19 protein-coding genes are annotated in these 17,883 nt (G+C 53.9%); 13 read left to right on the top strand and 6 right to left on the bottom strand.

The features are described 5' to 3' along the window. On the bottom strand, window positions 1-459 hold a 459-nt coding region (locus tag G9Q73_RS02950), incomplete at its 3' end, for a bacteriohemerythrin (RefSeq protein WP_246344954.1). A 543-nt stretch (window positions 460-1,002) separates the two neighbouring features. Between G9Q73_RS02950 and G9Q73_RS02945 the strand changes: the two genes are divergently transcribed. The 12 genes from G9Q73_RS02945 to G9Q73_RS02890 all read left to right on the top strand — a co-directional run bounded on the left by G9Q73_RS02945 (window position 1,003) and on the right by G9Q73_RS02890 (window position 12,909). After that, a complete protein-coding gene (locus tag G9Q73_RS02945) occupies window positions 1,003-2,631 on the top strand; it encodes a cytochrome D1 domain-containing protein (RefSeq protein ID WP_177418465.1) in 1,629 nt (542 codons plus the stop codon). Between the two features lie 99 nt (window positions 2,632-2,730). Further along, entirely contained in the window at window positions 2,731-5,559 is a 2,829-nt protein-coding gene (locus G9Q73_RS02940; RefSeq protein ID WP_177418464.1) for a NapC/NirT family cytochrome c, read from the top strand. Then, entirely contained in the window at window positions 5,559-5,915 is a 357-nt protein-coding gene (locus G9Q73_RS02935) for a plastocyanin/azurin family copper-binding protein (RefSeq protein ID WP_177418462.1), read from the top strand. Before G9Q73_RS02940 ends, G9Q73_RS02935 begins: the two co-directional genes overlap by 1 nt. A 155-nt stretch (window positions 5,916-6,070) precedes the next feature. Continuing rightward, window positions 6,071-6,394: a c-type cytochrome gene (locus G9Q73_RS02930; protein ID WP_177418460.1), complete on the top strand. Its 324-nt coding sequence runs from the start codon at window positions 6,071-6,073 to the stop codon at window positions 6,392-6,394. After that, on the top strand, window positions 6,394-7,584 hold the full coding sequence (locus tag G9Q73_RS02925; RefSeq protein ID WP_177418458.1) for a cytochrome D1 domain-containing protein: 1,191 nt from the start codon (window positions 6,394-6,396) through the stop codon (window positions 7,582-7,584). The genes G9Q73_RS02930 and G9Q73_RS02925 overlap by 1 nt, the downstream gene beginning before the upstream one ends. Before the next feature lies 1 nt (window position 7,585). Then, window positions 7,586-8,098 (top strand): Lrp/AsnC family transcriptional regulator, encoded by a 513-nt coding sequence (locus G9Q73_RS02920; protein ID WP_218649916.1) that lies wholly within the window; start codon window positions 7,586-7,588, stop codon window positions 8,096-8,098. Beyond that, on the top strand, window positions 8,089-8,565 hold the full coding sequence (gene ahbB, locus G9Q73_RS02915) for a siroheme decarboxylase subunit beta (RefSeq protein WP_177418457.1): 477 nt from the start codon (window positions 8,089-8,091) through the stop codon (window positions 8,563-8,565). Before G9Q73_RS02920 ends, ahbB (G9Q73_RS02915) begins: the two co-directional genes overlap by 10 nt. Beyond that, window positions 8,562-9,008 (top strand): Lrp/AsnC family transcriptional regulator, encoded by a 447-nt coding sequence (locus tag G9Q73_RS02910; protein WP_304956545.1) that lies wholly within the window; start codon window positions 8,562-8,564, stop codon window positions 9,006-9,008. The genes ahbB (G9Q73_RS02915) and G9Q73_RS02910 overlap by 4 nt, the downstream gene beginning before the upstream one ends. Before the next feature lie 146 nt (window positions 9,009-9,154). After that, a complete protein-coding gene (locus tag G9Q73_RS02905; RefSeq protein ID WP_177418455.1) occupies window positions 9,155-9,394 on the top strand; it encodes a hemerythrin family protein in 240 nt (79 codons plus the stop codon). 17 nt (window positions 9,395-9,411) lie between these two features. Continuing rightward, complete coding sequence (gene ahbB / locus G9Q73_RS02900) at window positions 9,412-9,918, top strand: siroheme decarboxylase subunit beta (RefSeq protein WP_177418453.1); 507 nt, start codon at window positions 9,412-9,414, stop codon at window positions 9,916-9,918. Window positions 9,919-10,154: 236 nt separating this feature from the next. Next, entirely contained in the window at window positions 10,155-11,321 is a 1,167-nt protein-coding gene (gene nirJ, locus G9Q73_RS02895) for a heme d1 biosynthesis radical SAM protein NirJ (protein ID WP_304956544.1), read from the top strand. Between the two features lie 7 nt (window positions 11,322-11,328). Then, window positions 11,329-12,909 (top strand): cytochrome D1 domain-containing protein, encoded by a 1,581-nt coding sequence (locus G9Q73_RS02890; RefSeq protein WP_177418450.1) that lies wholly within the window; start codon window positions 11,329-11,331, stop codon window positions 12,907-12,909. Between the two features lie 7 nt (window positions 12,910-12,916). On the opposite strand, the gene G9Q73_RS02885 is transcribed toward G9Q73_RS02890, so the two are convergent. Next, on the bottom strand, window positions 12,917-13,291 hold the full coding sequence (locus tag G9Q73_RS02885; protein ID WP_177418448.1) for a hypothetical protein: 375 nt from the start codon (window positions 13,289-13,291) through the stop codon (window positions 12,917-12,919). A gap of 88 nt (window positions 13,292-13,379) precedes the next feature. Then, complete coding sequence (locus G9Q73_RS02880; protein ID WP_177418447.1) at window positions 13,380-13,640, bottom strand: hypothetical protein; 261 nt, start codon at window positions 13,638-13,640, stop codon at window positions 13,380-13,382. 63 nt (window positions 13,641-13,703) lie between these two features. On the opposite strand from G9Q73_RS02880, the gene G9Q73_RS02875 reads away from it, so the two are divergent. Beyond that, window positions 13,704-14,207 carry a thermonuclease family protein gene (locus tag G9Q73_RS02875; RefSeq protein WP_177418445.1) on the top strand — a complete coding sequence of 168 codons (504 nt, stop codon included), beginning with the start codon at window positions 13,704-13,706 and terminating at the stop codon, window positions 14,205-14,207. Window positions 14,208-14,365: 158 nt separating this feature from the next. Here G9Q73_RS02875 and G9Q73_RS02870 read toward each other — a convergent pair whose 3' ends face one another. From G9Q73_RS02870 to G9Q73_RS02860, 3 genes are all read right to left on the bottom strand, one after another. Further along, window positions 14,366-15,028, bottom strand: a complete 663-nt coding sequence (locus tag G9Q73_RS02870) for a cytochrome b/b6 domain-containing protein (RefSeq protein WP_177418443.1) — start codon at window positions 15,026-15,028, stop codon at window positions 14,366-14,368. Further along, a complete protein-coding gene (locus G9Q73_RS02865) occupies window positions 15,028-16,734 on the bottom strand; it encodes a tetrathionate reductase family octaheme c-type cytochrome (RefSeq protein WP_177418441.1) in 1,707 nt (568 codons plus the stop codon). The genes G9Q73_RS02870 and G9Q73_RS02865 overlap by 1 nt, the downstream gene beginning before the upstream one ends. Before the next feature lie 170 nt (window positions 16,735-16,904). Beyond that, the gene (locus tag G9Q73_RS02860; protein WP_246344952.1) at window positions 16,905-17,747 is read right to left on the bottom strand and encodes a cytochrome c; all 843 of its coding nucleotides are present in this window, start codon (window positions 17,745-17,747) and stop codon (window positions 16,905-16,907) included. Window positions 17,748-17,883 lie beyond the last annotated feature (136 nt).

The following is a 17,883-nucleotide window of genomic DNA, read 5'->3' as shown; positions in this document are numbered from 1 at the left end:
TTCATGTCCCCGTACCTGGTAGTCCTCCACGAAACGCTCCACTTCGGCAATCATTGCGACATGCTGATCCTTATGGGCGGCGAAGTCCGGATAGTTGTTCTCCTGCAGCAGCTTCTCTTCATGTTCGAAGTGATATTTGGTGTAGTCCACCAGCTCTTCCAATGCCTTGCGCTCGAACTCTTCGCCGGTGTGATACTCATACGCTGTCTGGAATTTGTTCAAAAGCTCGATCAGTTTCTTGTGGTCATCATCCAGTTGGGCGATGCCAACGCTGTAGGAATCTTTCCACACCAGCTGGTCCGAGCGAACCTTCCAGTTATAGATGAAGGGGATCAGAATCACCATGCCGATCAATATCCATGCAACCGGATTGTTAAATCCAAACAGAAATCCCAGTCCTGCAGCAACAATCAGGAGACCGATGATGGCGACAAGCAGCAGTGTTTTTAATTTTTTCATGCCTTAATTTCCAGCGTGATCGATTGTTTTTTGTGAAATCAGCCTACATTCTAGGCCACTTTGGGATATTTCAAAAACCCATCTGAAATGATGGCGGGTAAATTTGGCAGGTTCTCCTTTGGAAAAAGCTGTTCTCAACCTGGGGAGGGGAAAGCAAGTGGCCAATGGTTTGCAAAAAAACACGGGTTTTTATTGACGCAGGTCAATAAGAATTGGGATTGGGGTTTCTTGCATTGTCTGACAAATATCAGAAATTTGCGAATTGAAGATCGGCAGATTGAGTTGTTGCGGTTGAATTAATCATTGCTAATATACTGAGGTGCGGTGATTTTTATAGGAATAGGCTTGGGATTTTCCGCGAGTGGTTCACTTTTTTTTACGTTTGAAAATCTGATTGCCACCCAGCAATAAAAAACGCGTTTGATTCATGTCAAAGAGTGATATTCCTCCCCGGCGTTATCGTCTGCACGTGACTAAACCCACGAAAGTACGGGGTTTTGCCAAAATCTTCATAATCGATGGCCTTGATGGAGACTTAACTAAATGAAGAAAACCACATTTACACTTTCAGCCTTGGGCTTTGCCCTTGGTGTCGTTACGTCAGGTTTTGCAGTAAACGCTACTGCGGCGGCGCCGACCATGTCGGAAGCAGACTTTGAAAAAGGGAAATCAATCTATTTCCAGCGTTGCGCCGGCTGCCATGGCACTCTGCGTAAAGGCGCCACAGGTAAGAATCTAGAACCCGAAAACACCATGAAGCTGGGTCAGAATCGTCTCGAAAAGATTATCACCTATGGTACAGAGGGTGGTATGAACAACTTCGACGATATTCTGTCGAAGGGAGAGATCAGCCTGATTTCCAAGTACATTCAGCAGGAGGCACCGATTCCACCGGAGATGTCTTTGGCATTGATGAAGGAGCGTCACAAGGTTTATGTAGAGCCTAAGGACTATCCTACCAAGCCGATGCACGGTCGTAACTGGGAGAACTTCTTCCTGGTCATCGAGCGTGATGTAGGCAAGATTGCAATCATCGATGGTGACACAAAAGAGGTGTTCGCCCACATCAGCACCGGTTACGCCGTGCATGTGTTGAAAGCGGTTGAGCATCACCAGACTCTGCATGCCAAAGACCTTGGGCGATTCTGGTACATCATGGGTCGTGACGGCATGATGACCAAGGTTGACCTCTGGGCCATGCCTGACAAGATGAAGGTGGCTCAGGTGCAGGTCGCTTATGATGCCCGTGACGTCGCGGTCTCCGGTGACGGCAAGTACGTTATCGGTGGTGGTTACTGGCCGCCTCACTTCGTTATCCTCGACGCCAAGACAATGGAGCCGCTGAAAGTCGTCTCTGCCCGTGGCGTGAATATTGATGGCGAGTATGTCAACGAGTCTCGTGTCGCAGCGGTATATGACACTCCGATGGCGCCTACCTGGTTGGTCTCCATGAAGGAGCTGGGTCAGATGTGGCAGGTTGATTACACTGACATCGACAACCTGAAGATGACCAAGATAGACTCTGCCAAGTACCTTCACGACGGTTTCTACGATCCTACCGGTCGCTACTTCCAGATTGCTGCCAACGCTTCCGATAAAATGGTGGTCATTGACACCAAGACCCAGAAGCTGGAAGCGATGATCGATGTGGATAAGAAACCTCATCCTGGTCCTGGCGCCAACTGGATCGATTCCAAGTGTGGTCCTGTCGGCGGTACTACCCATCTGGGTGTTGGCAAGGTCACCGTCTGGGGCAACGATCCAAAGGGCCGCCCGGATATGGCATGGAAGATCTGCTACGAAGTCGAAACCGATGGTCCCGGCGTATTCATTCGCACCCATCCCAAGTCTGACTACTTTTGGGCTGACCAGACCAAGACCCCTGAGCCTGAGGTTCAGCAGTCGATTCAGGTCATCTCCAAGAAGACCCGCGAGATCGTCAAGACCATTCGTCTGACCGAGGTTGAAGGCTATGCAGCCGTTCATATCGAGTTCAACGCAGATGGTTCTGAGGTCTGGACCTCTGTCTGGAATCGCAAGGACAGCAAGAAGCCCAACGGTCAGATCATCATCTTCGATGCCAAGACCCTCAAAGAGAAGGCACGTATCAAGGGCCTCTACGCACCGACCGGTAAGTTCAACGTCTACAACCGCGTTAACCACGTAACCTGATCAGGGTTGCATAACTTCGGGTAACACCGAAAGCGGGCATGGATAGCCTCCATGCCCGCGTTTTTTCGCCTTTTTTCTCCTCGTGTAAACGGTAAGCAAATGGCAGACCAGTTCAAAAAACCCAGCCTGGCATCACGGCGATTCATTCTTGGTACAACTGTGGGTGGCGCACTGCTGTTTTTTATCGGTGGCATCATCTTTTGGGGTGGCTTTAACACCGCAATGGAGGCGACCAACACCCTCGAGTTCTGCATCAGCTGCCACGAGATGGAGGAGAATGTCTACGAGGAGTACAAACCAAGTATTCACTATTCCAATCGCACCGGCGTCAGGGCGGCCTGTTCTGACTGCCATGTTCCCGATCCTTGGGTACACAAGATGGCGAGGAAGATACAGGCCAGTAACGAGATCTACCATAAAATTTTGGGGACCGTGGATACCCCTGAGAAGTTCGATGAGCACCGCCTGACCATGGCGAAGCGGGTCTGGGATACGATGAAGAGCACCGACTCCCGCGAGTGCCGCAACTGTCACAATTTCGAATCCATGAACCCGGAGTTCCAGAAACCCCGGGCGAGAAAACAACATCTGAATGCCTTCAAAACCGGCCAGACCTGTATCGACTGCCACAAGGGCATTGCTCACAAGCCTGTGCGTGATCTGCTCTCCGATGAGGAACTGGAGGCGCTGGAGGCGCCAGAGCCCTCGTTTATCCGGAAAGTGCCCGAGATGTTTCTCGAAGGTTTGAAACGGGTAGAGGCCAAAGAGGCTGCAGAGGCTGAAGCGGAGCAGGCCGCGGCGAAGAAGGCCCGCGAGATCAAGATTGCAGCCAAGAAGGCCGAAAAGGCACGTCTGGATAAAGCCGTTGCCGACGCTTTGGCTGCCTACAAATCTCAGCTGGCGGGTGAGGCGACTGCAGCCACGATGGCGGCAGGTCCGGTTGCAGATTTCGGTATCGACTGGAGCGACGTGCCGATGCGCAATATCACCATTTTCTATCCGGGACAGACCTCCATGGAGTGGATGTTGACCGGTAAGGATCATGGCGGCGCCCTTCCCTTTATCAAGGCTGGAGATCGTTGCACTGCCTGTCACGACAAAGAGACCGCTGCCATGGGCGAGAAGATGGTCACTGGTCAGAAGGCCGAGAAGACCCCTATCCCCGGCAAGCGCGGCAGCATTCCCGTGAATGTGCAGGCTGCCCATGATAGCGAGAATCTCTACCTGCGCTTTGAGTGGGAAGATACAGACCATGTGCCGGTGCCGTTTGTCGAAGGCGGCAAGATGGATCCTGAAAATCCCATGAAACTGGCCGTCATGTTTGCCACCGACAAGGTGAAGTATGCCGACCGTTCGGGCTGCTGGGGTACCTGCCATCACGACGCTCGCTCCATGCCGCATAGCCCCGATGCCGACACGGCCAACAGCAGTCCGGTTGCACAGGAACTTGACCTGTCTCAGGGGCTGACCAAGTATATTGAAGAGAGCCGTACCAAGGTCGAAGTCAAAGGGCGTCGCGGCAAGAAACGTGGCGGCTGGGACAAGCTGAAGAGTGGGGATGAGCTGAAAGCGGAGATGGATGCCCATAAGTTCATGGATCTGCTGCGCTACAAATCCGGCAAAGGCGAGACCGAGGATGGAGATATCCTGGCGCAACGTCTGATGAGTGGTGGTCAGGGCTTCGAGGTGGATGCCCGCAAGGAGGGCAATACTTGGATCGTTGTCATGAAGCGCAAGCTTAAATCCGACAAACCCGGTGATCTGAGTCTGGCTCTGGATCAGGTCTACAACCTGGGTTTTGCCATCCACGACGACTATACCAATGCCCGTTTTCACCACGTCTCCTTGGGTTACCGGATCGGTTTCGATAATGAATCGCCCGATGTAGAGATCAATGCGGTGAAACGTGAGGCGGCGGCTGCTGCAACATCCCAAGTGGGTGGAGCGGCAACCGGCGGCGCGGTTATCGATGCCCATATTGACTGGTCAAAGGCGGCAGGCCGTGAGATCACAATCTTCTATCCGGGTCAGACCTCCATGGAGTGGATGCTGACCGGCAAGGATCATGGCGGCGCCCTTCCCTTTATCAAGGCTGGAGATCGTTGCACTGCCTGTCACGACAAAGAGACCGCCGCCATGGGCGAAAAGATGGTCACCGGCCAGAAGGCTGAAAAGACCCCTATTCCCGGCAAGCGTGGCAGCATCCCGGTCAGCGTCGAGTCGACCCACGATGGAGAGAACCTCTATCTTCGCTTCAGCTGGGAGGATTCCGAGCATGTGCCTGTACCCTTTGTGGAGGGCGGCAAGATGGATCCGGGTAACTCGATGAAGCTGGCGCTGATGTTTGCCACCGATAAGGTCAAGTATGCTGACCGGTCTGGCTGCTGGGGTACCTGCCATCACGATCTCCGTTCTATGCCCCACACCCCGGATGCCGAGACCGCAAACGGCAGCCTGGTAGCTCAGCAGCTCGATCTTTCACAGGGTCTGACCAAGTACATCGAGGAGAGCCGTACTAAGATTGAGGTCAAGGGGCGTCGTGGCAAGAAGCGCGGTGGCTGGAACAAGCTGAAGAGCGCGGATGAACTGCAGGCGGAGATGGACGCCCACAAGTATATGGAGCTGGTGCGCTACAGATCCGGCAAGGGCGAGGTCGAGGATGGCCACATTCTGGAGCAGCGCGCCATGAGCGGCGGCGAGGCGGCAGAGATGACCGCTTCGTTGGAGGGTGGCATCTGGACCCTGGTGATGAAGCGTAAACTTGAGACCGGCAAGCCGGGTGATCTGCCGCTGGCGAAAGATAAGGTCTACAATTTTGGTTTCGCCATCCATGATGACTACAGCAACGCCAGATTCCACCACGTCTCCCTGGGTTACAAACTGGGATTTGATAACGATAAGGCAGAGATCAACGCCACTGCACAGTGATGAAGAGCAAGACGACCAATTTGATAAACATTCGTCGGAGCCTGTTGGTTCTGGTTTTCGCCCTATCTGCCTCGTCACTGTCGGCGGGGGGGTCGCAGACGCCGGTCGCTGAGATAGACATCATCAAATTTAAATTTGAGCCCCAGGAGATCACCATCAAGGCCGGGCAGCGGCTGCGCTGGATCAACCGGGAGAAGCGGCAGTACCACAGTGTCTGGTTTGAACAGGCGGGGGATCCAGAGCCTGATTATCTGTTTCCCGATGATACCTATGAACGCAGCTTCGATCAGGTCGGAAGTTTTCCCTATCGCTGTGGTCCACATCCCAAAATGACGGGTGTGGTACACGTCGAATAGGGAGGTTGACGGAAGTCAAAGCCACTCCCGAAACCCAGGTGATATCTTACTATTTAAGTAATGTCTTATTTATGGGTCTTTAAAGAAGAAATCGTGGCCTGCAAAGCTGCTGTTCACGATTTGCTCAGGACTCCTTGAAGTGAAGTATTAACCTGATGAAACCTTTTTTCACCCTGCTGTTGGCCATGTCTGTTGTTATGACAGCTACTGCCGTGCAGGCGGAAATCGTCTCCCCGCGTCAGGCTGAATTGCTCTATCTGTTGAAACATGACTGCGGCTCCTGCCATGGTATGCGGTTGAAAGGGGGGCTGGGTCCTGCTCTGACACCGAAGCGCCTGCAGCCCTGGCAAGCGGAGCAGTTGGCGGTCACCATCCTGCACGGTCGCCCAGGCACGCCGATGCCGCCCTGGCGTCCATTTTTCACCGACAGTGAAGCCCTATGGCTGGCGCAACAACTGAAACAGGGTGTCAAGCGGTGATGAAATCTCTCTCTATTCTGTTTTTTACGGTGTTTCTGTTGCCCGGTATCGCCCTATCCGATTGTCTGATCCGTGGCACCGGCGATATGGGCGTTATCGTCGAGCGAGCGGCAGGTAGCCTGAAAGTTGTGGACACCACCCACCACAACACGTTATTTCAGGTCGAGGGGCTGGGTGACCTCTCCCACGCCTCTGTCGTCTACTCCCGTGATGAGCGTTACGCCTATGTGTTCGGCCGTGACGGTGGACTCACCAAGGTGGATATCCTCTGTGGCAAGATCGTCAAGCGCATCATCCAGGGTGGCAACAGCATCGGCGGCGCTATCTCCCAGGATGGCAGCCTGATCGCAGTCTCCAACTACAAACCCGGTGGTGTGAAGATCTTCTCTGCCGATGACCTCTCCCTGATCGCCGACATTCCCGCGACTACCATCACTGACCGGGAGGGCAACAGGAAGGGATCCAAAACAGTGGGGTTGGTGGACGCGCCGGATCAGCGCTTCGTGGTCAGCCTCTACGATTCCGGCGAGAGCTGGATTATCGATATGAGCGATCCGGCCAAACCGGCTGTTCAGCGCTTCGAAAATATCGGCAGCCTGCCCTATGACGGGCTGATTACGCCGAATGGGCGCTACTATATTGCCGGCCTCTTCGGACAGGACGGTCTGTCGCTGCTCGATCTATGGCATCCGGAGAAGGGAACCCGCCTGATCCTCGATGACTACGGCCGTGGCCAGAAAAAACTACCGGTTTACAAGATGCCGCATCTCGAAGGCTGGGCGATGGCGGATGACCGCGCCTTTCTGCCGGCAGTGGGGCGGCACGCGGTGTTGGTTGTCGATAGTAAAAACTGGAAAGAGATCAAGCAGATTCCGGTACATGGTCAGCCGGTGTTTGTCATGGCTCGTCCGGATGGTCGTCAGATCTGGGTCAACTTCGCTTTTCCCCACAACGACACCATTCAGGTCATCGATACCGAAACCCTCGAAATCATCAATACCCTGAAGCCCGGCAAGGGTACGCTGCACATGGAATTCAGCCCCCGTGGCGAATCTGTCTGGATCTCGGTTCGCGACAAAGACGAGGTGCAGATCTACGATACCCGCACCCAGGAACTGACCCATCGGCTGCCGGTGGATAAGCCCAGCGGCATCTTTTTTACCTCCCGTGCCCACCAGACAGGATTGTGACATGGCTAACCCTGCATCGCTTTTCAGCCAGGCCCATCCACGTACGCTGAATCCAGGTAAGGTGGAGTTGAACGACTTGGAAAAGAGACTGCTCAACGAATATCAACATGGGCTGCCGCTCTCACCGACTCCGTATGCGGATATGGCAGCGAAGATCGGCACCAGTGAGGCGTTGGTCTTGAAGATTCTGCAGCGCTTGCAGGATGCGGGGGTCATCAGTCGAGTCGGCCCGGTATTCAAGCCCAAGAAGATCGGTGCCAGCACCCTGGCGGCGATGGCCGTTCCAGAAGAGCGGCTCGAAGCGGTTGCCGCAAAGGTCAGCGCCTACCCCGAAGTGAATCACAATTATGAACGTGAGGATGAGCATAATCTTTGGTTTGTGGTAACCGCGCCCTCGGAAGCACACCTGGCGGCAGTACTGGCCAGGATGGAGTCTGAGACAGGGTTCCCCATTCTCAATCTGCCATTAAGAAAAGAGTTCCACATCAATCTGGGGTTTCCTCTGTGGTGCTGAATGACGCGGATCGTAGCCTGGTTGCCGAAATACAGGGCGGGCTGCCGCTCTCAAGTCACCCCTATGCCGAGGTGGGTGAGCGTATCGGTATGGAGGAGCGGGAGGTCATTGAGCGCATTACCCGGTTGCAGGATGAAGGTATCATCAAGCGCCTGGGTATCGTGGTGCGTCACCATGAGTTGGGTTATACCGCCAACGCGATGGTGGTCTGGGATGTACCTGATGAACAATTGGATGAGGTCGGAGGGAAGCTTGGTGGTGAGTCCTGTGTCACTCTCTGTTATCAGCGTCCACGGCGTCTGCCCGAGTGGCCCTACAACCTCTTCAGTATGATCCACGGCAAGGATCGTCAGCGGGTACTCAACTACATCGACGCGATTATTGAATCATGTGGCCTCGAGGGCATTCCCCACAAGGTGTTGTTCAGTGGGCGTCGCTTTAAGCAGCGTGGTGCACGTTATCAATGATGGATAGTGTCGACCGCGCTATCATCAATCGTCTGCAGGGGGGCTTCCCAGTCTCCGATCATCCCTACCGGGAGGCGGCGGATCATCTCGGTATCAGCGAGGCGGAACTGATCCAGCGTCTGGAGCAGATGCTGGAGAAGAGACAGCTCTCCCGCTTTGGCCCACTCTACAATGCGGAACGTCTGGGTGGCGGACTCAGTCTTTGTGCCATGAGTATTCCTGAAGAGGATTTCGAGCGTGTGGCCGAACAGGTCAATGCGTTTTCCGAGGTCGCCCACAACTACGCGCGAGACCACCGCTTGAATATGTGGTTCGTGCTGGCGACAGAGACCCCGGCGCGCATCGAGTCGGTGCTTGTTGAGATTGAGGATGTGACAGGATATCAAGTCTACAATATGCCGAAAAAAGAGGAGTTCTTTGTCGGCCTGAAATTCGAGGTTTGAAATTCGTTTTATGCCACGGATACGCTAGTTTGAATGGAGGGGTCGGAGTCAATCCGTCCGCGCCATGTTTTTTTACGTTACCATGGTTGCACGGATTGACTCCGACCCCTGAAGTACACGCTATAGATAATTAAGAGGCTCCACTTTTGAAGACACGAAAACCTGCCCAGAGGCTATCTCTGATAGTGGCATATATCTGTTACGTTGCTGCGGTCATTACACTGTGTGCCGCCGGTTATCGGGCCTACGCGGTTGGTACGGACAATCCCATATTCGCCAGTTTGGTGGCTTCGGTATTCTTTTTTGTTAGCTGTGGCATCGTGCTGCAGGTGATCGGTAGCGTCAGTCTTCCGGATCTCAAGATAGATCCCAAAGGGTCGGAGTAGCCCTGGATCTGAGAGAGATGATATTGGATAAGGGTGTAGCAACGCAGCCGCTGGATGACCTGGATCGTCGCATTGTGGTGGCGACCCAGGGTGGTTTGCCACTGGTGCCGGAACCCTATGAGCAGGTTGCCCAGGCGTTGGATAGCACCGCCGATGAGGTGATGCGGCGTATGCGCAGGATGCTTGAATCCGGCATCATCCGTCGTATTGGCGCCGTACCCAACCACTATACTCTCGGCTTCAAGGGCAATGGCATGACCGTTTGGGATGTGGCGGACGACAAGGTGCAGGAGTATGGCCGCAAGATAGGTGCGCTGGATTTTGTCAGCCATGCCTACCACCGCCCCCGTCATCTGCCTGAGTGGCACTACAATCTATTCGCCATGGTACATGGCAGAGACCGGGACGAGGTGATGGAGAAGACCCGCATCATCGTGGAACTTTTAGGTGAGGATAACCGGGGCCATGAGGTCCTGTTCAGCAGCCGGATATTGAAAAAAACCGGCATGAGAATTCCAGGTTAAAGGCAAAAGGAGGCCATGCCACCGGATAGGCCAAGCCTTGTAGCTTGGTGTTCCGTAGGTCGGTTCAAGCGCAGCGGAACCGGCAACCTTATCGCTCTGCCAAAGTCTGGATGCCCGATCTGCTACGCTTGATCTGGCCTACATGCTTGACACATGCTTTATGCAAAACTTCGATTTGCCAGCCTTTAGCCTTTTACCTAATTATTAAGAAGACTATGTTTAGAATCTCACAATTCATGCAGGAAATACTGGATCCCAAACCCTTGGGGCCAAAACGCAACCCACCGGGGCCGGTGGTGATCTGGAATCTTGTGCGGCGCTGCAACCTGATGTGTAAGCACTGCTACTCGATCTCTGCGGATACCGATTTCCCGAATGAGCTGAATACTGCCCAGGTCTTCGATGTGATGGACGATCTGAAGCAGTTCAAGGTGCCGGTTCTGATCCTCTCCGGTGGCGAACCGCTGCTACGGCCCGATATCTTTGAGATCGCTCACCACGCCAAGGCGATGGGTTTCTATACGGCCCTCTCCACCAACGGCACCCTGATCGATGAGCGGAACATCGATAAGATCGCCGAGGTGGGTTTCGACTATCTTGGCATCAGCATCGACGGCATCCGTGAGACCCACGACCAATTCCGCCGCAAGGAGGGAGCCTACGACGAGTCGATGCACGGTCTGCGTCTCTGCCGGGATGCAGGCATCAAAGTGGGGCTGCGTTTCACCATGACTCAGGACAATGCGGAGGAGTTGCCTCAACTGCTGGATCTGATGGTTGAGGAGCGCATTAACAAGTTCTATTTCTCCCACCTCAACTATGCGGGACGTGGTAACAAAAACCGTGAGGATGACGTCTTCCTCAACACCACCCGCTGGGCCATGGATCTGCTGTTCGATCACGCGCTGGAGGATGCGGCCAAGGGGCGAGGCACGGAGTTTGTCACCGGTAACAATGATGCGGACGGCGTCTATCTGCTCCATTGGACGGAACGGCTATTTCCCGAGCAGACTGAACACATCAAGGCGAAACTGATCCAGTGGGGTGGCAACAGCTCTGGTGTCAATATCGCCAACATCGATAATCAGGGTCGGGTCCATCCAGACACCATGTGGTGGAACTACGACTTGGGCAACGTCAAGGAACGGTCTTTCTCCGAGATCTGGATGGATACATCGGATCCCATCATGGCCGGTCTCAAGGCGAGTCCCCGCACAATCGGAGGGCGTTGTGGTGTCTGCCGCTATTTCGACATCTGCGGGGGCAATACCCGGGTGCGGGCGATGCAGCTCACCGGCGATGCCTGGAGTGAGGACCCCGCCTGTTATCTTACTGACGAAGAGATCGGTATCTCCTCCGCCACAGAAGATAAAACGCCGATAGATCAAGTGCTTACTGGATAGGTTGACCATGAAGATCCGTCCCCTGCTGCTGACCATTTTCTGCCTGTCTGGCCTTTTTAATGCGGCTCAGAGTGTCGCTGCGGTCGACGCTGCGGTGCTATATAAAACGCACTGTGCCGAGTGTCACGGCCCTGGCCGGCTTGGGATCATCGGGCCTGCATTGCTGCCGCAAAACCTGAAGCGGCTGCGCAGGAAGTCTGCCTTTCAAATGATCGAAAACAGCCGTCCGGCTGTACAGATGCCGCCCTTTAAGGAGAAGCTCAACGAGGCGGAGATAGCGTCGCTGGTGGAGCTGATCTATACCCCACTGAAGGTTATGCCCAAATGGGGTATGGATGAAATCAAAGGGAGCCAACTGGTCTACCACAAACCGGGAGAACTGCCGGGCAGCCCTAAATTCGAGGCGGATATCGACAACCTCTTCATGGTGGTTGAACTTGGGGATCACCACGCCACCCTGCTGAATGGCGATACTTTTGAACCGATTCACCGGCTTCCGACCCGCTTCGCCCTGCATGGTGGACCCAAGTGGGCCGAAGGCGGACGTTACATCTACTTCGCCTCCCGGGATGGCTGGATCAGCAAATTCGATGTCTTCAACCTGACCTATGCCGCTGAGGTGCGGACCGGCATCAATACCCGCAGCATTGCGGTCTCCCACGATGGACGATATGTGATTGCCGCCAACTACCTGCCCCATTCCCTGGTAGTGCTGGACGCCCGCGACCTTTCACCGCTGAAGGTGATCGATGTGGTGGACGCAACCGGCACCTCTTCAAGGGTCAGCGCGGTCTATACGGCGGATCCGCGGGAGAGTTTTATCGCCGCGCTGAAGGATATCCCCGAGGTTTGGGAGATTGGTTATATGGACGAGCCGCCGGCGGGTTTTTCCGGTTGGGTCCATGACTATCGCGAAGAGTCCGGGGATGCCCATAAAGAGGAACGCTTTCCGGTACGCCGCATCCAGGTGGAGGGTTATCTGGATGACTTCTTCCTCACCCAGGAGTATGACCGGGTGATCGGCACGTCACGGGGCTTGGATAAGGGGCTCGAAGGAAGTGCGGGGCAGGTTGTCGATCTCGACCTGAAGAGAGCCGTGGCTCAGGTGACACTGCCCGGCATGCCGCACCTGAGTTCCGCCATTACCTGGCAGTATCAGGGTAGAAACGTGCTGGCCACACCAAATATCGAAAAGCCAGAGGTCACCATTGTCGACACCGAAACCTGGGAGGTGATCAAACGGATTCCCACCCAGGGGCCAGGGTTCTTCATGCGCAGTCATGAGAAGAGTCCCTACGCTTGGGTCGATGTCTTCTTCGGTCCCAACAGGGACCTGATGCATGTGATCGACAAGCAGACTCTGGAGATAGTAAAGACGCTGAAACCGGCGCCCGGCAAGACCTCGGCCCATGTCGAGTTCACCAAGGATGGCCGCTATGCCCTGGTCAGCATCTGGGATCTCGATGGTGCGCTGGTGGTCTACGACGCCAAGACGCTTGAGGAGGTCAAGCGTCTGCCGATGAAAAAGCCTTCAGGTAAATACAACGTCCACAACAAACTGACCCGCTCCCGCGGAACCAGTCATTGATAGGACGTTACTCTTTTCGTGTGGGTATCTGCTCGGTGCGCTGAAAAAGGCCTAGTTTTTTGCCCGCCTCGGAGAGTCTGGCGGTTCCGTCGGCAGAGACCTGCAGGGTGAAAACGGGTTTTTGGGTCTCGTCATCCGCCGAGATGCAATCCATGTGAATGCTGTCTGCGGTTGTCCCACTCCAGAAACAGCGGAAGAGATGCGCTTCCCGGCCTGCTACAAAGAGCTCGGCCCGTCCCTCGAAAAGCACCTCGATCCTGGAGTAAGGCGACTCACTTCCCTCTGCGGGCAGCCAAATCCCTGAACCGGGATGTGCACTACAGCCGACCAAAAGTATGCTGGTGAGAAGGGTGAGGAATAGGCATTTGGTCTTTATAATCACAAGAGAGTGTCCTGATGCTAGTGGCAGGGCGGTATTATAACTCAAGTTTCAGCGTTCGCGGTGACGGTTTGCATACAGTGTGGCTTATCTAAATGTGACGACCGTAGGGTGCAACCTGCGCACCATGATTGCTTAAAAATAGAGGGATAACCAATTGGGCGAAGTAAACTGTCTCTACTGCGGTAAAAAGATAGCGGAAGATATTGCCGAGTGCCCTCATTGCGGCGCAGTCTCCCATTTTCAGAAAAAGGGCTATCGTGCCGGGGCGCGGAAAAATTTTGTTCTGCTTTTTATTGCATTGACCATTTTCTGTCTGTTTTTTATCTTCTGGTTGCCAAGATAGGTCCACGGGGTTTTTATGAATATCTTGTTAAGAAATTTTGTTCTACTGCTAGGTGCCGGTTGTCTCTGCATGGCCGCTGTAGCCGAGGAAGGTCAGCGCTATAAGTTACAGAAGATAGAGGATGGCGACACGCTGGTTGTAGAACTTGCTGGCGGTCCTGAGCGTATACAGCTGGCTGGAATCGACGCGCCGGAAGATACCCCTAATCCCAAGTTGCAACGAGACGCCCAGCGTACCGGTTTGAGTGAGGATGTTTTGTTGTCGATAGGCGATGTGTCGACCTCTCATCTCAAGCGTCTTGTGTCCCCGGGTCAACAGGTGATGTTGAGTGGAAATCTGAATCGGCGTGATAAATATGGGCGTATTTCGCTGGTGGTGATGGATGATCAGGGCAATAGTCTGAATGAGAAGATGGTGGCTGATGGTTATGCGGTGGTGCTCAATCGTTACCCGCTGGACAGTGCTTTTAGGGATCAATTGAAACAGAGGGAGAGTGAGGCAATTAAGCAGAAGCATGGCTTGTGGGGGGAGTATCGTGAGACAGCAATGCGTTGGTCGGGGCGGGGTGAATAGAGGGTCAGCCACTGACGACCTTCTAACTCAAGAGTCGGTGTTCAAGCCATCCTGAACAGATGAATGGCGAGGTTTGGTAGGGTACAACCTGCGCACCGGAATAAGCAGCAATCATGGTGCGCAGGTTGTACCCTGCATAAGTTAGACTTGAAGTGGAACTAATCCCCTTCTTTAATTACCCCGGGTTCATCTGCCTTCAGATAGGCCAACTCTTCATCCGACAGTTCAACGTCATCATAGCCGGTGATCATCGGTTTCACATGATCGATGAATGAGTGGCCTGTTGTGAGCAGATAGACGTGAGCGATGATGAATAGCAGGACCGCGATGGCCGCGATGGTATGGACCAGCGCAATGGGTCCAAGTCCTATCCAGCTGAAAAGCGCCTCCTGTCCAAAACTGATCAGCAGGTAGGCGATGCCGGATATCCAGATCGCAGGAAAGATCACGATCTTGACCATAAGATAGGTCAGCGCCTGAAGCGGATTGTGTTTACGCCGGTAGGTCTTGCGATAGGGGTGGTGCTCTCCTTTGAAAATGCCGAAGGCGTAAAAGCGGGCAACCTTGATGAAGTGCTCGGTGGTCGGGATATAGTGGCGCCACTGCCCTGTGGTAAAGAGCCAGAAGATGGCGAATGCCCAGAGCAGCAACAGCACAAGCGCGGCCCAGGTATGTACAGTGACGGCATCACCAAACTCGATCAGATTATAGACGCCATGTACTGCAAATCCAGTGAACAGCAGGGTGAAGATGAGCGCCATCTGGCTCCAGTGCCAGAGTCGTTCAAACCGCTTGAAGACCAGGATCTTATGCATTGTCATCAGACTTTCCTCCTGCGGGTGGCGATCATGCGCAGTGCGCCGTGTCCAAGTACCCCACCCAGGGTGCCGAGAACTGCCAACAAACCGATAAGATCGAGCATTTCATTCTTGCCTCTACCCGGCATATAGAAACCATCAAGATGATCGAGTCTGCCATCATGTGAATGACAGCTGGAACAACTCAGCGCATCGTCTTTGGGCGCCACCATGTGGTTGATGGGCCAGTAGGAGTAGGTTTCGACAAACCCCCATTCACCACTGTAAGGGATACCATTTTTCTTCATTCCGGCCTCTATTGCCTTGCCGAAATCATAGTTGCCCCAGAGTGCGTCTTCATCATTGCCCCATAGATGCATATAGGGCAGCGTGTTGTTGCCCTTGTCGTAGGGTTGTGTGGAGTGCATGCGTTTGAACGGGTAGATGCGTGAACCAGGGTCATCATGGGAGCCGGAAAAACTATTGATGTCGATCGGGCCTTTTGATGGATCAAATTGGGTGGTGATCGTGGTGTAGTTCATGGTGCCGTCAAACCAGGCATACATTGGCTCAAGGTCTTCAGCATAGGTGAATGTGCCCTTGATCGATTTGTAAGTGGCGCGGTGATGGCCGTCACCCTGGGTATACTCCTTCAGCTTAAAACCCTCACCATCTTTCAGTCTGCCCATGGTGCGCCAGTCCCAGTCGACCTCAGTGGCGACACCGCCCCGGGCAATAGCTGGAATGTGGCAGGTTTCGCAGGCAACTGTTTGAGTATGGCTGTTGAGCTTGATCCCCTGGACAGAGGTGATTGGATGTGGCGAAGCGCTGTGGCAGCTTTCGCATGAAGCAACATCGCGTGGCATGCCTGGTTTACCCGTGCCAGTCTCGTCGTTGACCAGCATCTCGTAGCGGCTACCTGCCCACTCATGACCTTCGCCCACGTGGCAGGTAACACATGAAAAGCCTTCGCCGGCTTCACTCATGTGCACATCGACGTCTTTGGGTGGGTCGAACAGTACAGATGAGAGGTCACCGTGTTTCACATTGTCACCGCCGCCGCCGTAGAAATGGCACTTGCCGCAGTTGTTGCGAGTCGGCATCTCAACGCTCTTGGCAACCGCCGCCCAGTCGATGGCTGGCTTGCCCTCAAACATGACGGAGCAGGCCTTGTTGCCTTTTGATGTGGGTGTTTTGTAGTAGGTGCCAGTGGATTCGTGGCAGACCAGGCAGTCGATATTGTCCTGGTTGGTGAAATCAAAATCCGGGCTGTCCATGTTATAACCGGCATGGCACTGGGCACACATGCCCTCATTGCCTCTGGCATTGGTACAGAAGTTATTGATCAACACACTCTTGCCAAGGTGCTGGCCTGTCTTCGGATGTTTGTAGTCCCAGGTCCAGTGTTTGTTTTTCATGAACTGATGGCCTGCCGTGTTGTGACACTCCAGGCAGGCTTTGGTCACTTCAGGGCCACTAAAAAACGGGCCTTGAAGCTCCTTCAGTTTTGCATGATCAGTGGTTGCCGTGCGCTCTTTTTTGAGTTTGATAATCGCATGGCGTTCATCCGTATCTGTATATTCGGAGATGCCCATTTCGATTTTTGGATCTGAGGAGGCCAGGGTTGCGGTTACCCAGCCAAGTGTCAGAATCAAGATAGAGAAGCTGAGAGATATATAAGTAAAGCGATACACCCGGCGCCTGGAGGCCGGAGGATAATGGTTGCTCATCTTGACGATGTCCCCTTGTAAACACCAATCAGCGGCGCTGACAACGACAGATCTCTGCGGATCTATGCGGAGTGTAAATATACCTGCATTACACCAAGGTTGAAGTCTACCCGTTTTTATTCGAAAAAATCATGATATACATCAATGGGGAGGGGGCGTTTAAGTCTTGCTTAAGGTACAAGCATCTTTTTAATGTCATACAGGGTGCGATGCACGCTGTGGCAGCGTGCGCAGCTCTGGACGGCCAGTGTTCCCAGATGGCGTCCTGCCTGCTTTTTTTCTCCTGCTTCGATCGCCTGTTCAAGTGCCGTCAGGGATTTCTCTGTTTCAGGGCCGAGGATTCTTGATTTTTGATCTTCGTCCTTATGGCAGGATTCACAACTCTGTCCAAGGTCATCAAGCCGCCGGCGAAGATCGCCCAGGCTATCGAGCGCAGTCTGTTTTCTCTCATCCTCACTGGCTATCTTTACCCGGTTGAGCAGCATGGTGAGACGCTCCATCACCCTCTTATAAGGTTCCTCCTCCAGTGTCTCAGTATCCTCAACACTGACTAGGCTGAAGTCCGGGCTGCGATAGAGTGCAGCAGCTACGGCGCGATAGTCCCGATGGCAGGAACGGCAGTTGAGACCAAGTTTTCGCAATGAGCTGGCGGCCTGTTTGTAATCGCCCTGTTCCGCCGCCTTTTGTAGTGCGTCCATCTGTTCGGGTTCCAGTTCATCCCGCCACTCCGGCACCATTTCGCCAATCTTGCGGTAGTGTTGTGCCAGGCGAGTGGTCCACTTTTTGAGTCGCGCCCGATCTTCCAGTGCCAAATAGTCGGAGACCGCCAGCATCTCGCGGCGCAGTTTGAACATGTTGTGTAGCCAGACGTGACGTTTATTGGCCGGTTTATACCACTGCGCCAAAGAGGCGGGAGGGAGCCGCAGATGTATTTCCCTCTCTTCGCTGGCGCAGGTTGATGAGAAGGCTATCAGCGTGGCGAGCACGACAAAAAAGAGTCTGGGGGAAATCAACTATCTGCTCCGGTTTTACGTCGATGGACAAGGCATTCGGTTTCGGTCATATTGCCCGGCAGTGACCTTCGTTGCAATCGGCTTGGCGAGGGTCGTTGCGCCAAATCAGGAGAAAGATGTGTTTGGTTCGAAAAAG

This window comes from endosymbiont of Lamellibrachia barhami, assembly GCF_011947365.2.
Classification (GTDB): Bacteria; Pseudomonadota; Gammaproteobacteria; order Chromatiales; family Chromatiaceae; genus QGON01.
The sequence above is the reverse complement of the archived record's forward strand: the minus strand, read 5'-3'. Positions and strand labels throughout refer to the sequence as shown.

Excerpts from the sequence above, each read along its gene's own strand:
- G9Q73_RS02890 (WP_177418450.1), top strand. The coding sequence starts at position 11,329 with ATGAAGATCCGTCCCCTGCTGCTGACCATTTTCTGCCTGTCTGGCCTT.
- G9Q73_RS02910 (WP_304956545.1), top strand. The coding sequence starts at position 8,562 with ATGATGGATAGTGTCGACCGCGCTATCATCAATCGTCTGCAGGGGGGC.
- G9Q73_RS02875 (WP_177418445.1), top strand. The coding sequence starts at position 13,704 with ATGGCCGCTGTAGCCGAGGAAGGTCAGCGCTATAAGTTACAGAAGATA.
- G9Q73_RS02945 (WP_177418465.1), top strand. The coding sequence starts at position 1,003 with ATGAAGAAAACCACATTTACACTTTCAGCCTTGGGCTTTGCCCTTGGT.
- G9Q73_RS02930 (WP_177418460.1), top strand. The coding sequence starts at position 6,071 with ATGAAACCTTTTTTCACCCTGCTGTTGGCCATGTCTGTTGTTATGACA.
- G9Q73_RS02925 (WP_177418458.1), top strand. The coding sequence starts at position 6,394 with ATGAAATCTCTCTCTATTCTGTTTTTTACGGTGTTTCTGTTGCCCGGT.
- nirJ (WP_304956544.1), top strand. The coding sequence starts at position 10,155 with ATGCAGGAAATACTGGATCCCAAACCCTTGGGGCCAAAACGCAACCCA.
- G9Q73_RS02920 (WP_218649916.1), top strand. The coding sequence starts at position 7,586 with ATGGCTAACCCTGCATCGCTTTTCAGCCAGGCCCATCCACGTACGCTG.
- G9Q73_RS02940 (WP_177418464.1), top strand. The coding sequence starts at position 2,731 with ATGGCAGACCAGTTCAAAAAACCCAGCCTGGCATCACGGCGATTCATT.
- G9Q73_RS02935 (WP_177418462.1), top strand. The coding sequence starts at position 5,559 with ATGAAGAGCAAGACGACCAATTTGATAAACATTCGTCGGAGCCTGTTG.
- G9Q73_RS02865 (WP_177418441.1), bottom strand. The coding sequence starts at position 16,734 with ATGAGCAACCATTATCCTCCGGCCTCCAGGCGCCGGGTGTATCGCTTT.
- ahbB (WP_177418453.1), top strand. The coding sequence starts at position 9,412 with ATGATATTGGATAAGGGTGTAGCAACGCAGCCGCTGGATGACCTGGAT.
- G9Q73_RS02870 (WP_177418443.1), bottom strand. The coding sequence starts at position 15,028 with ATGACAATGCATAAGATCCTGGTCTTCAAGCGGTTTGAACGACTCTGG.